The 17296-nt window shown below is 62.2% G+C and carries 15 protein-coding genes; 8 read left to right on the plus strand and 7 right to left on the minus strand.

Going from position 1 to position 17296, the window contains the following annotated elements:
• Positions 1–146: 146 nt before the first annotated feature.
• From MN188_RS02360 to MN188_RS02375, 4 genes are read right to left on the minus strand one after another with little or no spacing between them, the layout of a single operon-like run.
• Positions 147–1331, minus strand: coding sequence for a vWA domain-containing protein (locus tag MN188_RS02360; RefSeq protein WP_242105630.1), 1185 nt, complete (start codon positions 1329–1331; stop codon positions 147–149).
• Positions 1332–1496, minus strand: a complete 165-nt coding sequence (locus MN188_RS02365) for a hypothetical protein (protein WP_242105632.1) — start codon at positions 1494–1496, stop codon at positions 1332–1334.
• Between the two features lie 34 nt (positions 1497–1530).
• Complete coding sequence (locus MN188_RS02370) at positions 1531–2904, minus strand: DUF2927 domain-containing protein (RefSeq protein ID WP_242105642.1); 1374 nt, start codon at positions 2902–2904, stop codon at positions 1531–1533.
• A gap of 3 nt (positions 2905–2907) precedes the next feature.
• Entirely contained in the window at positions 2908–3408 is a 501-nt protein-coding gene (locus MN188_RS02375; protein WP_420838959.1) for a GNAT family N-acetyltransferase, read from the minus strand.
• Between the two features lie 369 nt (positions 3409–3777).
• On the opposite strand from MN188_RS02375, the gene MN188_RS02380 reads away from it, so the two are divergent.
• Entirely contained in the window at positions 3778–4770 is a 993-nt protein-coding gene (locus MN188_RS02380) for a fatty acid desaturase (protein WP_242107329.1), read from the plus strand.
• 141 nt (positions 4771–4911) lie between these two features.
• Complete coding sequence (locus MN188_RS02385; RefSeq protein WP_242105646.1) at positions 4912–5637, plus strand: transporter substrate-binding domain-containing protein; 726 nt, start codon at positions 4912–4914, stop codon at positions 5635–5637.
• A gap of 21 nt (positions 5638–5658) precedes the next feature.
• Here MN188_RS02385 and MN188_RS02390 read toward each other — a convergent pair whose 3' ends face one another.
• Complete coding sequence (locus MN188_RS02390) at positions 5659–6498, minus strand: AAA family ATPase (protein ID WP_242105648.1); 840 nt, start codon at positions 6496–6498, stop codon at positions 5659–5661.
• Positions 6499–6684: 186 nt separating this feature from the next.
• Between MN188_RS02390 and dksA the strand changes: the two genes are divergently transcribed.
• Both dksA and MN188_RS02400 read left to right on the plus strand, forming a co-directional pair.
• Positions 6685–7107: an RNA polymerase-binding protein DksA gene (gene dksA / locus MN188_RS02395; RefSeq protein WP_242105650.1), complete on the plus strand. Its 423-nt coding sequence runs from the start codon at positions 6685–6687 to the stop codon at positions 7105–7107.
• Positions 7108–7185: 78 nt separating this feature from the next.
• Positions 7186–8355: an FAD-dependent monooxygenase gene (locus tag MN188_RS02400; RefSeq protein WP_242105652.1), complete on the plus strand. Its 1170-nt coding sequence runs from the start codon at positions 7186–7188 to the stop codon at positions 8353–8355.
• On the opposite strand, the gene MN188_RS02405 is transcribed toward MN188_RS02400, so the two are convergent.
• Together MN188_RS02405 and MN188_RS02410 are read right to left on the minus strand one after the other, a co-directional pair.
• Positions 8352–9173: an isocitrate lyase/PEP mutase family protein gene (locus MN188_RS02405; protein WP_242105660.1), complete on the minus strand. Its 822-nt coding sequence runs from the start codon at positions 9171–9173 to the stop codon at positions 8352–8354. The two genes, MN188_RS02400 and MN188_RS02405, sit on opposite strands and share 4 nt — an antisense overlap.
• Positions 9170–10342 carry a pyridoxal phosphate-dependent aminotransferase gene (locus MN188_RS02410; protein WP_242105662.1) on the minus strand — a complete coding sequence of 391 codons (1173 nt, stop codon included), beginning with the start codon at positions 10340–10342 and terminating at the stop codon, positions 9170–9172. The genes MN188_RS02405 and MN188_RS02410 overlap by 4 nt, the downstream gene beginning before the upstream one ends.
• Positions 10343–10519: 177 nt before the next feature.
• Between MN188_RS02410 and guaB the strand changes: the two genes are divergently transcribed.
• The 4 genes from guaB to recA all read left to right on the plus strand — a co-directional run bounded on the left by guaB (position 10520) and on the right by recA (position 17272).
• Entirely contained in the window at positions 10520–11968 is a 1449-nt protein-coding gene (gene guaB, locus MN188_RS02415) for an IMP dehydrogenase (RefSeq protein WP_242105665.1), read from the plus strand.
• 39 nt (positions 11969–12007) lie between these two features.
• Positions 12008–13171 (plus strand): RsmB/NOP family class I SAM-dependent RNA methyltransferase, encoded by a 1164-nt coding sequence (locus tag MN188_RS02420; protein ID WP_242105667.1) that lies wholly within the window; start codon positions 12008–12010, stop codon positions 13169–13171.
• A gap of 224 nt (positions 13172–13395) precedes the next feature.
• On the plus strand, positions 13396–15969 hold the full coding sequence (locus MN188_RS02425; RefSeq protein WP_242107332.1) for a hybrid sensor histidine kinase/response regulator: 2574 nt from the start codon (positions 13396–13398) through the stop codon (positions 15967–15969).
• Positions 15970–16189: 220 nt separating this feature from the next.
• A complete protein-coding gene (recA, locus tag MN188_RS02430) occupies positions 16190–17272 on the plus strand; it encodes a recombinase RecA (protein WP_275116072.1) in 1083 nt (360 codons plus the stop codon).
• The last annotated feature ends 24 nt before the right edge of the window (positions 17273–17296 follow it).

Genomic DNA, 17296 nt, shown 5'->3' on the forward strand with positions numbered 1-17296 from the left:
AGGAGCGGGGTCAAGCCCCGAAGAGGCGCGTTCCGAGCGCAGCGAGGCCATCGCCCCGCAGGTGCAGATTATTTCAAATAATCTGGCGTTCGGTGGCCTCGCTGCGCTCGGAGGGCTACCGCCCACAGGTTCGCGTATGTTGCGCGTTACCGTCCCAATTCGCGCATGCCGCGCTCGATGCCTTCCAGCGTCATCGGCACCATGCGGCCTTCGAAGATCTGGCTGATCATCTGCACCGACTGTGTATAGCGCCAGTGGCGTTCGGGCAGGGGGTTGATCCACATGTGGTCGGGCCATTGCTCGCGGGCGCGCTCCAGCCAGACCTGGCCGGATTCTTCGTTCCAGTGCTCGTTGGCACCGCCCGGATAGGCGACCTCATAGGGGCTCATCGACGCGTCGCCGACGAAGATGCATTTGTAGTCCGGTCCGTAGGTGCGCAGCACCTCCCAGGTCGGGGTCTGATCGTTCCAGCGCCGGCCGTTGTCGCGCCAGACACCTTCATACAGGCAATTGTGGAAGTAGTAGTATTCCAGATGCTTGAACTCGGCGCGGGCGGCCGAAAACAGCTCTTCCACCACCTTGATATGCGGGTCCATGCTGCCGCCCACGTCCAAAAACAGCAGTACTTTCACCGCATTGCGCCGTTCGGGCCGGGTTTTCACATCCAGGTAGCCATGTTCTGCCGTGGCGCGGATCGTGCCGTCCAGGTCCAGCTCTTCATGTGCGCCGTCCCGCGCCCAGTTGCGCAGGCGTTTCAGCGCGACCTTGATGTTGCGCGTGCCCAGTTCGACATCGCCATCCAGGTTCTTGAAATCGCGCTTGTCCCAGACCTTCACCGCGCGTTGGTGGCGGCTTTCGGCCTGGCCGATGCGCACCCCTTCGGGGTTGTAGCCATAGGCGCCGAACGGGGACGTGCCCCCAGTGCCGATCCACTTGGATCCGCCTTCGTGGCGCCCTTCCTGTTCCTTCAGTCGCTCCTTGAGCGTCTCCATCAGCTTGTCAAAGCCGCCAAGCGCCTCGATTTCGGCCTTTTCTTCGGCCGAAAGGTGCTTTTCGGACATCTTACGCAGCCATTCCTCGGGAATGTCGACGGCCTCAAGCACCTGTTCCATCGTGACCGTTTCCAGGCCTTCGAAAGCCGTGGAAAACGCGCGGTCGAACTTGTCCAGATTGCGTTCGTCTTTCACCATCGCTGTGCGGGCGAGGTAGTAGAAACCTTCGATGTCATAGGTGACAAGCCCCGCCTTCATGCCTTCGAGAAAGGCAAGGTATTCGCGCAAGGAGACCGGCACCTTGTTGTCGCGCAGGGTTTCGAAGAACGGCAGGAACATTTACAGCGACCGGTCGATGAACACCGTCACGAACAGGGCCACCAGCGTGAAGGCGATACCATAGACGACGGTATATTGCAGTTTGTCCAACCGGTTGCCGCCGCGTTTGGCGGCGTTGCGGTATCCCAGGATCCCACCAAGGATGGCGGCGGCGATGACGATCATGTTTGGCCCCTTCACGGGCCCTGCGACCCGGTTCTTAACTGGGCGAGATTGCTGCGATTTCGCGCAGCCGTTCGCCCACCTGTGCATCCGAGCCGAAGCCATATCGCGCCCATCCCAGAGAGTCGAGCCTGACCAGCTGCGCTTCGGTGCCGCGCCCTGCAAGCTCAAGTGCTTCGGCTTTAATCATCAGGAGCGTGGACAAAAGGGCGGCATTTTCCGCCTGCATTACCGGCGAGACATGGGTGTTCACGATGCCGATGGCACGCTCGGCCTGACCTGCGGACAGGGCATAGGCGGCCAGCTGCACGCCCATATGTGCGGCCTGAAGCGCGCTGCCGGGGGTGTTGCTATAGATCGTTTCCGCCTCACGGAAGGCCTGTAGCGCAACGTCGCTGTTTACGCCCAGAGACAGACGGCCCAGGGCATAGAGGCTGAAGGCCAGCCGCGTATCATACCAACCTTGCGTGCGGGCGATATGCACCGCATCCTGTGCCGCGCTACGGCGACGCGTTGTGTTGGTGGTGGCGCCCAAGGCGGTTTCGATCGCTTTTTTCCAGGCGGTTGGGGTCGGCGCAGCGCGACCGGGCGTGCCGTCGCCACCGGCCGGGTTCAGACGGGCCAGAATGCCCGGAAGCCGTGCGGCCACTTGGGATTTGCTCATGCCGCTGCGCAGATCGCGACTGTAGTAGGCGCGCAGCACCAGCATGTCGAACCCGGTCAGAACCGTGTGGAAATTGTCATCGTTGAACACGCTGTCATTCAGGCGATACAGGTCGTTCACTGGCCCCAGCGCCTGCGCGACCTCTTCGTGCAAACAGTCGCGCATCTCCTGCGGGGCGATGTCGCCGGGGATGAAAACCGCCATGCGTTTGCGGCTGGTCATCGCGGTCCAGTCGGTCGCGGGAGTGCCGCGCAGCTTGCGGAACTCGTCCCAGCTGGCAACATTGGGCGCGACGAAACAGGCGGCATGCGGGACGAGGCGTTGCAGCTGCCGTTTCGTGATGACCTCAAGCGTGATGCCTGCGGCTTGAGTGCCCGCCACCTGGCGGATGTCGATCCCCGCCTCAACGCGCAGCCGCGCCAACAACCTGTCTAGATCGAGTTGCAACGCGCTGGGGGCTTTGCCGGTAACGCGCAAGGTGACAGGGCCTTCGAACCGCGTCAGAACCGGCAGGGCGCGACCGCTTTCCAGGCTGAACGCAAGATCCAGGAAATCCGAGGCGATCTGCCCATTCGGACGGGCCGGTGCTGCGATCCGCGACCCGGCGAACGCCTTCATAGGCGGCAGCGCCGAGGGCAGCGAGGCGACCTGACGGGTCGTGATCTCGGCCTGGCGCGTGGCTGTTCCGTTCGGTGCCTGCATACAGGCCGACAGGGCCAGTAATGCTGGAAAAATCATACGACGCATGGCTCAACCCCTCCCATACCGGATGAAAGGCGTGAGCACGCCAATCCGGTCATATAGCTTGCGAGCGGTGTGATTGAAATCCTGTGTCATCCAGTAGACCCCTGGCGTGCCATTCGCATCCGCGGCGTCATAGACCGCTTCGATCAGCGCGCGCCCGATGCCCATGCCCCGAACATCGGGGTCGGCATACAGGTCCTGCAGGTAACAGACATTTTCGATCTTCCAGGCGTGACGATGGAAAAGATAGTGGACCAACCCGACCGGGCGGCCATCTACCAAAGCCAACAGGCCCCGGAACTCGTTCGGATCCTCTGACAGGATGCGCGAAAAGGTGGTTTCATAAACCTCTTCGCTCACTTCGGTCTGATAGAATCTCAGGTAGGCTTCCCACAGCCGTGCCCAATTTTCTTTGTCAGACGTCGTCAACGGTCGAACGATTATGTGAGCATTGTCTCCCAACACAATACAAACACACCTTATTATCGCCCCCCCAGGCCCGATCATGGTTAGGGGAAGGGTGCGATTCCCCCAAGTGAAATGTGGCACGATTGAGGCAAGAAACAGATTGTTGCCATATTTGGCTCAATGGCACGGGCAGATATAGTGGGTGGGCCGCGCTCTGACACAACGCATCTGTTGGGTGACGCGGGGGCAGGTGCCACATTTGGGCCGAAATGTGACGAATCGGGGGCGAGAACCGGAAATGCACCCGAATTCGCGGCTTCTGGCCGCATATGGGCAGATAAACGCTTGCGCTGTGGCGGTGGTCGGGTATCCGGGTGGGGAGTTCTTCGACAAAGCAGGCCCATGACCATACACACGCCCCCCGTTTCGCCCGATCTCGATACATCTCCCGTGCAGACGCCCGACGAAATGTCGCCCCGTGACTGGGTGAAAACCCTGGCCGGGTATCGCGAACCAAACCAGATGCGCAGCGTTGTTGAGCTGGCGATCACGATCGGACCGTTCGTGGCCCTTTGGGCGCTGGCCTGGTGGTCGCTGTCGGTTAGCTATTGGTTGACCCTGGCGATCTCGATCGCGAATGCGGCCTTTCTACTGCGCCTGTTCACCATCCAACACGATTGCGGCCACGGCGCGTTTTTCAAAAGCCGGGTGGTCAGCGACTGGGTCGGGCGCTTTCTCGGCCTCCTGACCCTGACGCCCTATGATGTCTGGCGGCGCACCCATGCGGTGCACCACGGGGCCGCGGGCAATCTGGATCGGCGGGGGATGGGTGACATCCACACGAAGACGGTGGCGGAATACCAAGCGCTGTCGTCGTGGGAACAGCTGCAGTATCGCCTGTATCGCCACCCTGTGACCCTGTTCGCCTTCGCACCCGGGTATCTGTTCTTCCTGCAAAACCGCCTGCCGCTGGGGCTGATGAATGCCGGACGCTATTGGATCAGCGCGATGGGCACCAATGCGGCCATCCTGATTGCGCTGGCGGTGATTTGGTATTTCGGCGGCATGATGCCGGTGCTTTTGATCTTCGTGCCGTCAACCCTGATCGCAGCCACTGCGGGCATGTGGCTGTTTTACGTGCAGCACCAGTTCGAGGCGACCCAATGGGATCACGAAAGCGAATGGCAGGTACATGACGCGGCGCTGTACGGCTCTTCCTATTACGTTCTACCACCGGTTCTGAACTGGTTCAGCGCCAACATCGGCATGCATCACGTGCACCACCTATATGCGCGCATCCCGTTCTATCGCCTGCCCGAAGTGCTGCGTGATCACCAGGAGCTGGCGCGCGCCAACCGGATGACGATCCGCGAAAGCCTGACCAGCGCACGGTTGCACCTGTGGGATGAAAAGACCCGCCGCCTGGTGTCCTTCCGCCAGGCCCGCGCGCTTTACGGGTGAGAGGTGGGCTGGGGCAGGGCGCCTGATCCCGGTATGACCCACCTCAGGGCGCGCGCCCCCAAACCCTGCTATACTGGACCCGCCTAGAAAGCATCCCGCCCTCCGAGATGCGAGGCGCGGGCCAGATGAAAGGGGGGCGTTATGAAACTTGTTACGATCATGCTCGCCGGGTTGGTTTCCCTTCCCGTTCAGGCATTTGCACAAGATGTCACCATCGGCACATTGGCCGACTACGATCCGGGGGTTTTCACCGTTGATGCAGCGGCCTTGCAGGGGTTCGAGAAAGCCCTGGGCGAGGCGCTGTGCGATCGTGGCGGGCTGACCTGCACTTGGAAGGTGCTGGACGCCGAGGCGCTTTTGCCCGCGTTGCAAGGTAAAGACGTCGACGTGATGATGGGCGCCATCCCGATGACGCGGGTGCTGGGTGACGGGATCGAGACCACCGCCGCCTATCTTTACCCGGACGTTTTCGATTTCGTCGGCCCGACAGGGACCGAGCTGCATGGCGACGTGCGCAAGGTGGCGTCGATCTCGGATCCGGCGATTGACGCTTGGCATGGCAGCACGGGTTATGTGCTTGAACTGATGCCGACGCTGGCGGACGCGGTGGCCGCGGTGGAAAGCGGGGCCGTGGACGTGGCGGTGGGCGAACGCGCCGACCTTGCGCCGCTGCTCGCGCAATCTGACGGTACGGTGGAGGTCGTCACCGGCAACCGACGGCTTCGCCCCGGTGTGACGATGGCGTTGCATGCCGACAACATCGACCTGCGCTTCACCTTCGAAGACCTGATCTATGACATGACGCAGGACGGCAGCCTGAATGCGCTGACCGAGGTCTGGTTCGGCAAGGATGCCTATACCTGGTAAGTCAAAGGGCGGGCGGCGGGTTTAGCGCTGCCCGCGCGCCATGAAGGCCAGGCGTTCGAACAAGTGCACGTCCTGTTCGTTTTTCAAAAGCGCGCCGTGCAGTTTCGGCAGGGCGGACGCCCCGTCGCGCTTCAGGTCTTCGGAATTCATGTCCTCGGCCAGAAGCAGCTTCAACCAGTCCAGCACTTCCGAAGTCGACGGCTTTTTCTTCAGCCCGGCCTGGTCGCGGATGTCGTAAAACTGCGTCAGCGCGGTGGTCAGAAGCTGTTCCTTGATGCCTGGGTGATGCACCTCGACGATCTGCTTCATCGTCTCCATTTCCGGAAACCGGATATAGTGGAAGAAACAGCGGCGCAGGAAGGCGTCGGGCAGTTCCTTTTCGTTGTTCGAGGTGATGATAATGATCGGGCGTTGCTGCGCACGGATCGTCTCGCCGGTCTCGTAGACGTGGAACTCCATCTTGTCGAGCTCCTGCAGCAGGTCGTTGGGAAACTCGATATCGGCCTTGTCGATCTCGTCGATCAAAAGCACCACGCGTTCGCCGGCCTCGAAGGCCTCCCACAACTTGCCGCGCTTGATGTAATTCGACACGTCATGCACACGTTCGTCGCCCAGCTGACTGTCGCGCAGACGGCTGACGGCGTCGTATTCATACAGGCCCTGCTGCGCGCGGGTGGTGGACTTGATGTTCCACTCGATCATGCGCAGGCCCAGGCTGGTCGCAACCTGGCGCGCCAGCTCGGTCTTGCCGGTGCCCGGTTCGCCCTTCACCAGAAGGGGACGTTCAAGCGCCACGGCGGCGTTTACCGCCACGCTCAGGTCTTCAGTGGCGACATAGGTCTCGGTCGATGCAAATTTCATGGTTTTTTCAGCACTCTGGCAGGGGGTCGGACATTGCGCCCTTATGCCCCAGTGAATACGGCAAGGGCAAGCGGTTTGCCCGGTAGACATCCCCTTGGCGCGGGTGTAAACGGGCGCCAGGAGGAGACCGGAGGACTTGACCTGCTGCGTGCAGGAGAGTGGACCGGCGAGCAAAAGGACCATGGTATGAAAGCCGAAACTTTCCTGCCCGACGATTATCGGCCCGCCGAAGACGAACCCTTCATGAATGACCGGCAGACGGAATATTTCCGTCGCAAGCTGGAAGCATGGAAGGCCGAGCTTCTGGATGATGGCAAGCACACGATCGAAGGGCTGCAAGCCGCCACGCGCAACATTCCCGATGTCTCGGACCGTGCGTCCGAGGAAACCGACCGGGCGCTGGAATTGCGCACCCGGGATCGCCAGCGCAAGCTGGTGGCGAAGATCGATCAGGCCCTGCGCCGGATCGAGCAGGGGGAATACGGGTATTGCGAAGCGACCGGAGACCCGATTTCGCTCAAACGCCTGGACGCGCGTCCGATCGCGACCCTGAGCCTTGAGGCCCAGGAACGCCACGAGCGCCGCGAAAAGGTGCACCGCGACACGTGATGCCGGGAAACGGGCGGACACTAATGAGAACACCGGGGCGTCCACGCTCTGGTGTTCTTTGCTTTTAAGGGGGGAGAGATGCTCGAAGGTCAGGACATAACCGTCATGGGCGGCGGCATCGGCGGCTTTGCTGCGGCCACGGCACTGGCACAACGCGGGGCCAGGGTGCGCGTGTTGGAACAAGCGGACGAGATCACCGAGGTCGGCGCCGGGTTGCAGATCAGCCCCAATGGCGTGCGGGTTCTGGACGCGCTGGGGCTGGGCGACGGCGCCCGCGCGCGGTCCACGCGGTCGCGCGGCGTTTGGCTGCGTGACGGTCCGTCCGGGCGCGAGGTGATTGACCTGGATCTGGCCAGGCTGCGCCCGGACGCGGACTTTCTTCTGTTCCACCGCGCCGATCTTCTGGACCTTCTGGCAGGCGCCGCGCGCGACGCGGGTGTTGACATCGTCACCGGCGCGCGGGTGGAAAAGGTTGACGTCGGGCCGGGGCGCCCGACCCTCCACATCGCCGGGCAAGGGGCCGAAGAGGTCGGCTTTCTAGTCGGCGCCGACGGGTTGCATTCGGTTCTCCGTCCCGAGCTGAACGGCACCCATCCGCCGTTTTTCACCGGCCAGGTCGCCTGGCGTGCGATGGTGCCCGCCACCGGGCGCGAAGAGCCCGAGGCCAGCGTGTTCATGGGGCCGGGGCGCCACATGGTGACCTATCCGTTGCGCCAGGGCCAGGTGGTGAACCTGGTCGCGGTTGAAGAGCGCAAGGAGTGGGCTGAGGAAGGCTGGTTCATCCGCGACGACCCCGCCAATCTCAAATCCGCCTTTCGCGGCTTTTGTCAGGATGCGCAGGACGTGCTGAACCGGGTTGAAGAGGTGCACGTCTGGGGCCTGCACCGCCACCCCGTCGCGTTGGAATGGCACAAGGGCTTCTGCGCACTTCTGGGCGACGCGGCGCATCCCACGCTGCCCTTCATAGCGCAGGGCGCCGTGATGGCGCTCGAGGATGCCTGGGCGCTGGCCGACAGTCTCGACAGCACCGGGCTTCTGGACGGTCCAGCGCTGTATCAGGCGCGCCGTCGCCACCGGGTCGAACGGGTGATCGAAGCCGCGAACAAGAACGCGCGCAATTATCACTACGGCAATCCGATGGCGAAGGTCCTGGGCCACAACGTGCTGCGGCTGGCCGGGCGGTTTGCGCCCGAGAAAGTGCTGGGGCGCTTTGACTGGATCTACGACTACGACGTGACGCAGGCCTAGCGGGCTTTCGCCATCAGGTCAGCGACCTCTCCGCCGCTGATGGTGTGCGACAGGGCTGAAAAATCCCCCCTGTCGAACATCGCATGGCCCAGGTCCTGGATCAGACGATGGGTGGCGCGGGCCAGCGCCGAGCCCAGGGAAATGCGCGCCACACCTGCGGTCGCGAATGCGGAGCGGCTGACCTCGGCAAAGGGACCGGCGGCCAGTGCGTTCACCGGCAAGGTCGTGGCGGCGCATATCTGCGCCTGAGCGCCCATTCCGCCGGGCATCGGCACATACAGGCAATCGGCCCCGGCACCCTCGAACCCCTGCACCCGTGCCAGCGCCTCGTCCAATCCGTGTTGCCCGTTCATGATGCCATCGGCGCGCGCCACCAGCACGAAATCTCGGGGCAGGGCGCGCGCGGCGGCCGCGGCGGCGCGGATACGCTCGATCGCCAGGTCGCGCGGATATACCGTGGTGCCGGGCAGGGCGGTGTCTTCGATTGAAATGCCCGCCAGCCCCACCTCGGCCGCCAGCCGTACCGTTTCGGCGCAGGCCTCGGGGCTGTCGCCAAAGCCGTTTTCGAAATCCCCCGACACCGGCAGGTTCACCGCTGCCACCAGGTCTTGCGCATGGGAAAGCGCCTCATCCCGGCTGATCGTGCCCATGTCGGGGCGTCCCAGGGTGAAAGCATGCGCACCCGAGGAGGTGGCGATTGCCTGCGCGCCCAGCCCGGCCAGCAGCTTGGCGCTGCCTATGTCCCAGGCATTGGCCAGGATGAACGGGTCGCCCTTCACGTGCAGCGCGCGAAAGTCGGCGCCGATATCGCGGGTCATTGTGCCACCTGCGCGGCGAATTTCAGCACCCGGCCAAGCGCCTCCTCAAACGCGGTGTCGTCCACCGTCATTGCGACACGGATATGCCCCGCCGCGGCCTTGCCAAAGCTTTCGCCCGGCATGACGGCGATTTTTTCGTTATCCAGCAGTCGGTTGGCGAAATCTTCGCCACTCAACCCGGTGTCGCGGATGTCCAGCATCAGATACATGGCCCCGCCCGAGGGCACCAACCGCACCAGGTTCTGACGGGCGATAAGCCCGCGCGCGGCGGCGCGGCGGCGCCGAAACGGGGCGGCGATGTCTTCTTCAAGCGCCGTGCCCTGGTCCAGCGCGAAGACGGCCGCATCCTGAATATAGCCCGGCACGCCATAGGTCGTATGCGTGGCCAGGGTGATCATGTGGCTGATCGCCTCTTCTGGCCCGACAACCCAGCCCACGCGACTGCCCGTCATCGCGTGGCTTTTCGACATCGATCCCACCACCAAGGTCCGCTCGGCCATGCCCGGCAGGGCGCGGGGCGACAGGTGTTCGCCCTCCCAGACCTGAGTGTCATAGACCTCGTCGGAAATCAGCCACAGGTCTCGGCGCTGGCACAGTTCGGCGATCGCGGTGAGCGTGGCGCGGGAATAGACCACGCCGGTGGGGTTGTTGGGCGTGTTGACCATCAAGCTGGTGGCCCCGTCCGCCGCCGCGTCGATATCCGCCGCGCGGGGCTGGAACCCATCCTCAGGGTGGGCCTGCACCGGCACCGGAACGGCGCCGACACCGCGGATCGTGCCGGGGTAGGTGGCATAATAAGGGTCGATGAACAGGGCCTTGTCGCCGTCGTCGCAGACGGCCGCATGGGCCGCGAACAGGCCTGATTGCCCCCCCGGGGTAATCAGCACGTTGTCGATCCCGGTCGCCACCCCGGTGCGTGCCTGCACCCGGTCGGCCACCGCCTGGCGCAGGCTGTCGATCCCCGGCACGATCGCATATCCGGTGTGGCCGCCCTTGGCCGCCCGATCCATCGCCTCAAGGATCTGCGGCGCGGTACGTATGTCATGTTCGCCGATTGTCAGCTCACAAACGTCCTCGCCGGCGGCAACCATACGGCGCGCGCGCAGGAAGATGTCCCAGCCGTCGCTGCCGCCCCCGGTCAGCCCTGTGATCCGATCTGAAAGCTTCATGTCGTCCCCTTGCATCGCTGCCCCGAAAGACGCATGCCCCCCCACATTTTGTCAATCACCTTTCCGCTTTGCCCAAATATCCCCGCCTCTGGTCCGGAATCGGGCGATTTCCCTTTCCAAACGGGGCCAGTCATGAGAAAGGACCGTGGCAAACGAACACTCCAAAGGAGACGCCCCATGGAGATTCGCGAAGCACTTACCTTCGACGATGTCCTGCTGGTGCCCGGTGCCAGCAATGTCCTGCCCTCGACGGCGGATACGACCACGCAAGTGACGCAATCGATTGCCCTGAACATCCCGCTGCTCAGTTCGGCGATGGACACGGTGACCGAGGCGCGCATGGCCATCGCCATGGCACAAGCCGGCGGCATGGGGGTCATTCACAAGAACCTGAACGTCGAGGAACAGGCCCGCGAAGTGCGTCGGGTGAAACGGTTCGAAAGCGGCATCGTCTACAACCCGATCACCCTGACCGCGGATCAGACGCTTGCGGATGCCAAGGCGCTGCAGGAACGCTACCGCGTGACAGGGTTCCCGGTGGTGGGCGAGGGTGGCCGTGTGGTCGGTATCGTCACCAACCGCGACATGCGCTTTGCGTCCGATGACGCCACGCCGGTGTCGGTGATGATGACCTCGGACAACCTGGCGATGTTGCAGGAACCGGCAGACCTGGACGAGGCGAAAAGCCTGATGAGGGCGCGGCGGATCGAAAAGCTGCTGGTCACGGATGCAAATGGCAAGCTGACCGGGCTTTTGACCCTCAAGGACACCGAACAAGCCGTTTTGAACCCGACCGCGTGCAAGGACGGCTTGGGCCGGCTGCGCGTTGCGGCGGCCACGTCGGTGGGGGACAGCGGATTTGAGCGCACCGAGGCCCTGATCGACGCGGGGGCCGATATCGTCGTGATCGATACGGCCCACGGCCATTCCGAGGGCGTGATCGAGGCGGTTCAGCGGGTGAAAGCCCTGTCCAGCAGCGTTCAGATCATCGCCGGCAACGTCGCCACCGCCGAGGCCACCCGTGCTCTGATTGGTGCCGGTGCGGATGCGATCAAGGTGGGTATCGGCCCCGGCTCGATCTGCACCACTCGCATGGTTGCGGGCGTGGGCGTGCCGCAGCTGACCGCCATCATGGATTGCGCCTCGGGCGCGGGCGACATCCCGGTGATCGCAGATGGCGGCATCAAGTTCTCCGGCGATTTTGCCAAGGCAATCGCCGCTGGCGCCTCCTGCGCCATGGTCGGCAGCATGATTGCCGGCACCGACGAAAGTCCCGGTGAGGTCATCCTGTACCAGGGGCGCTCGTTCAAATCCTATCGTGGCATGGGTTCTCTGGGTGCAATGGCGCGCGGCTCGGCGGATCGCTATTTCCAGAAGGACGCGGCGTCTGACAAGCTGGTGCCGGAAGGCATCGAAGGGCAGGTGCCTTACAAGGGTTCGGCCAGCGCGGTGGTCCACCAATTGGTCGGCGGCCTGCGGGCCGCGATGGGCTATACCGGCTGTGCCAGCGTGGGTGAGATGCGGCAGAACTGCAAGTTCGTGAAGATCACCGGCGCCGGGCTGAAGGAAAGCCATGTGCATGACGTGCAGATTACACGGGAAAGCCCGAATTACCGGATTGGGTAATGATATGTGTGTATTGCGCGGCAAACTTAAGGTAACCACATGACCCCCGGTGCCCGCGTGGCCGCCGCCATCGAGGTGCTGGATCAGGTGCGTGCCGGGCAGCCCGCGGAAAAGGTTCTGACCACTTGGGGGCGTCAGCATCGTTTTGCCGGGTCCAAAGACCGCGCGGCCATTCGGGATCACGTTTTTGACGCTCTGCGGTGCCTGCGCAGCTATGGCGCCCTGGGCGGGGCCAACACCGGGCGCGGCCTGATGATCGGCGCCTGTGTGGCGCAAGGGATTGATCCGGACACGCTGTTCACCGGCGAGGGGCACGCGCCCTCACCGATCACTTCGGCCGACTGCACGGCCCCCGAATTGAAAGATCTGCCCGAGGTCGTGCGGCTGGATTGCCCCGATTGGCTGGCACCTGAGATGAAGGCCTCTCTTGGCGATGATTTCGCCCCGGTGATGGAGGCGCTGCGCCACCGTGCCCCGGTGTTTCTGAGGGTCAACCTGGCCCGGATGACCCGCGCAGAGGCCGCCGAAATCCTGGCGCGCGACGAGATCGCGACACAGCCACATCCGCTTGCCAGCAGCGCGCTGGAAGTGACGGAAAACCCACGCAGAATCCAGATGTCACAGGCCTTTGCCGATGGGATGGTCGAGCTTCAGGATGCCGCCAGCCAGGCCATCCTGACTGCTTTGCAGCTGCGCCCCGGCCTGCGCGTGCTGGACTATTGCGCCGGGGGTGGTGGCAAGGCGCTCGCTCTTGCCGATGCGGGCTGCACGGTGTTTGCTCACGACATCACCCCCGAGCGGATGCGCGACATCCCGCAAAGGGCTGCACGCGCGGGGGCCGAGATCACGCTGCTGTCATCCGAGCAGCTGCGCAGGGTTGCGCCCTTCGACCTCGTCCTGGCCGACGCGCCTTGTTCCGGCAACGGCGCCTGGCGTCGGGCACCGCAGGGGAAATGGGATCTGACGGCGGCGCGATTGGATGAGCTTTGCGCCATACAGGCCGGAATACTCGACAAAATCATCGATTTTGTGGCGCCCGATGGCGTGCTTGCCTACGCCACCTGTTCGCTTCTCACTCGTGAAAACGAGGCGCAGATCGCCGCCTTTCAGAACCGTCACCCAAGCTGGACCCAGGTCGCAAACCGCCGGTTGACCCCACTGGATGGTGGGGATGGCTTTTTCCTGTCTGCATTGACGCGTTGATCACAGGCTGATTTAGTGCAACCTGAAGTTGTTTGCTGTCGGATGTTAATCGGGGATTAACACTCTACGGGCGAAATACTCCTGACCGAATCATGCACAGGGGATCAGACGTGTCGCAGACGGCGCTTTCACCGCGACCACTCACGCAAGTTGCGATCGACCTGTCACCCAAGGCGGGGTATCTGCTGGGCCTGGCCGGCCTGTTCGTGGCCGCGGCCTGGGTGATGCCTTTCCCCATCGTGGGACTCGCTTTGCTAATGGCCGGCCTGACGGTTCTGACGCTTGCCTTTCTGATCCGCTTGATCGCGCTGCGCCATACACAGGTTGAACTTGGACTGTTTCAGACCGTTTCGGAATTCGTAGAACACGACGCGGCGCCCAGTTTCACGACCGATGCCGATGGGCAGATCGGGTATCAGAACGCGGCCGCCATTGAACGGTTTGGCGGCAAGGATGGTGAAACATTGATTTCCGCGCTTGGCGACCTGTTCGCTTCGCCCGGTGCGGTGCTTTATCGGCTACAGAATAAAGCGCAGGCCAAGGGGGCTGCACGAGAAGACGTGGTTTTGCGCCGGGGTCACATGCGCCTGTCGGTGCACCAGGTCGGCGAAGGCGGCTTTCTGTGGCGGCTTGAGGACATGGGCGATCGCGGACCTGCGGGCCGCACTGGCGAAAACATCAGCCTGCCGATGATGACGGTGTCGAAAACCGGCACCATCTTGTTCATGAACGAGGCGCTTCGCCGCCTCCTCGGCGGGCGTGAAACGACGCTGGACCGTGTTTTCACCGACCTTCCTGTGCGGGCCGGAGAGGTCATGCAGGTTGCAGGCAAAGATGGCCCGGTGCGCGCGATGATCAGTGAGATTGCCAGTTCGGCAGGACGGCGAGAGCTCTACCTGCTGCCCGAACCGACCGGAACAATCGTGAAACCGGGTGAATGGGGCGTTGTCGACGGCCTTCCCGTGCCACTTCTGAAGCTGAATGCAGACGGCCAGATCGTCATGGCCAACCGCCGCGCCCGCGCCTTGTTGGATGATGAGGATGCGGTGGGCTCGCTCCTGTCCGATCAGGTCGAGGGCCTGGGTCGTCCGGTGTCGGAATGGCTGCGCGAGGCCTACGCGGGGCGTTTGCTGGGCCGCTCTGAGGTCGTGCGCGCCACCAAACCGGAAGAAGAGGTGTTTCTGCAGATTTCACTGGGTCAGGTGGTCGAGGAAGACGGTACTGCGCTGGTCGCCGTGTTGCACGACGCAACCGAGTTGAAGACACTAGAGGCCCAGTTCGTGCAAAGCCAGAAGATGCAGGCTATTGGTCAGCTGGCCGGCGGCGTGGCGCATGATTTCAATAATCTCCTGACCGCGATTTCGGGTCATTGCGACCTGCTTTTGTTGGGTCACGACGAAAATGACCCGGAATATGCGGACTTGGCGCAAATCCATCAAAATGCCAATCGTGCGGCCTCTCTTGTCGCGCAACTTCTCGCGTTTTCGCGCAAACAGACCCTGCGCCCGGAAAAGGTGGATCTTACGGATTCGCTCAGCGATCTGACCCACCTGCTGAACCGGCTGGTCGGGGAAAAGGTGCGCTTGGATCTCAGCCACGACACCGACCTTCTGCCGATCCGCGCGGACAAGCGACAGCTTGATCAGGTCTTGATGAACCTTGTGGTGAATGCGCGTGACGCGATGGTCGATGGCGGTGAGATTCGCATCGAAACTCGCAACGTGATCTTGGATCAGGGACTGAACCGCGACCGTGCGACAGTTCCGGCTGGCGAATATGTGACGGTTAAGGTCATTGACCAAGGCTGTGGCATCCCGGCTGACAAGGTCCAAAAGATCTTCGAACCATTCTTCACCACCAAGCGGGCCGGGCAGGGGACCGGACTGGGCTTGTCCATGGCATACGGCATCATCAAGCAGACCGGCGGATTCATTTTTGTCGATTCGATCCCCGGGACCGGCACGACCTTCACCCTTTATTTTCCCATATACAGCGCAAAAGAGGGCGACGAGACAAAAAACGCAGAGGACACAGCGACGCGTGAAACACCCGATGTCGTGGTGCTGGATCCGAGTGCGGAGGTCGAAGCGCTTCCAGATGTCTCAACCGTCGAGCCCGCATTTCCCACCAAGCCTGTTTTCGAAACGGCACGTGATGTCACGGCGTTGACTCCGATGGCCCAGCCCCCTTGTCCTGCGGTGACGGAGCCGGTGCAGGAAATGACTGCGGTCGATCTCGACCAACCAATGGACACAGGACCCGATTTTGAGCAAAACGCTGGAGCCCCGGCGGATGAGCTGCTTGGCCCGGATCCCGAGACGGATTTGCTGGCGGCGGTGCAACAGGCGGCCGGTTCTGCTTTAGAAAGTTCGCCCGATCTTGGCGAGTCCCCCGAAGACGGCTTGCCGAAACCGACGCACATTCCAGCGACCGAAGGTGGTATCGTTCTTCTGGTGGAAGACGAGGCACCGGTTCGCGCATTCGCATCCCGGGCACTGCGTATGAGGGGTTATACGGTGTTAGAGGCAGAAAACGCCGAAGAGGCTTTGAAAACACTGGAAGATGCGAACTTGAACGTTGATGTCTTCGTTACCGATGTGATCATGCCTGGCATGGACGGACCGACCTGGGTTGCTCAGGCATTGCAAGACCGTCCGGGCGTGCGCGTGGTCTTCGTCTCGGGCTATGCCGAGGACAGTGTCGCGGAACACCAAGCGCGCATTCCAAACTCGGTGTTCCTGCCCAAGCCGTTCTCACTGTCCGAACTGACCGACACGGTTCAACGTCAACTGCATTGAGGTAACACGCTGTTTCAAAAGGAAACAGCGTCCTAAAGCGCGACAGATTTAGTGTTTCATCCGAGTGTTAAGGAATTCGTTACCATTCCCGATCATACCTGAAAGTATACGATTTTACTTGAAATGTTCTCTTTTTGGTCTCATAAGGCAATGAAGAACAAGAGGCGAACACAGGCTAGCATTGCGGCGTCGCCGCGGCTGTGGAATAAGGGAAGAAACAATGGCAATGGCGAAAATTCTGGACATGGATAAGAAGCGCGACGGCGACAAGCAAAAAGCTCTGGACTCGGCGCTGGCTCAGATTGAGCGGCAGTTTGGCAAGGGTTCGATCATGAAGCTCGGCGGAGACAATCCGATAGCCGAGATCGAAGCGACCTCAACCGGGTCGCTGGGTTTGGACATCGCTTTGGGAATTGGCGGCTTGCCCAAGGGGCGGGTTGTCGAGATTTACGGACCGGAAAGTTCGGGCAAGACGACGCTGACGCTGCACTGCGTGGCAGAGGAACAGAAAGCGGGCGGTGTCTGTGCCTTTGTTGATGCCGAACATGCGCTGGATCCCCAATATGCCCGCAAACTGGGCGTGGACCTGGACGAACTGCTGATTTCGCAACCCGACACCGGTGAACAGGCACTGGAAATCGTCGACACACTGGTGCGGTCCGGGGCGGTGAACATGGTCGTGGTCGACTCGGTCGCGGCGCTGACGCCGAAATCCGAGTTGGAAGGCGACATGGGCGATTCAAGTGTGGGCGTCCAGGCCCGCCTGATGAGCCAGGCAATGCGCAAGCTGACCAGCTCGATCTCGCGGTCGAACTGCATGGTGATCTTCATCAACCAGATCCGGATGAAAATCGGCGTCATGTTCGGCAGCCCGGAAACCACCACCGGCGGCAATGCGCTGAAATTCTACAGCTCTGTTCGCCTGGACATCCGCCGCATTGGTGCAATCAAGGATCGGGACGAGGTTGTCGGCAACGCGACCCGCGTTAAAGTCGTGAAGAACAAGGTCGCGCCGCCGTTCAAGCAGGTGGAATTCGACATCATGTATGGCGAGGGCATCTCAAAAATGGGCGAGCTTCTGGATCTGGGCGTCAAGGCTGGCGTGGTCGAGAAGTCAGGCGCTTGGTTCAGCTATGGCGACGAACGCATCGGCCAGGGGCGTGAAAACGCAAAAACCTACCTGCGTGAACACAACCGTACGGCGCTGGAGATCGAGGACAAGATTCGCGCCGCCCACGGGTTGGATTTCGAAATGCCGCCGGGTGAAAAGAACGAGGATGATGACGGGCTGGTCGAAGCCTGATCCGAGCCTAATGATACAAAAAGG

The organism is Aliiroseovarius subalbicans, from assembly GCF_022678625.1.
GTDB classification, from domain to species: Bacteria; Pseudomonadota; Alphaproteobacteria; order Rhodobacterales; family Rhodobacteraceae; genus Aliiroseovarius_A; species Aliiroseovarius_A subalbicans.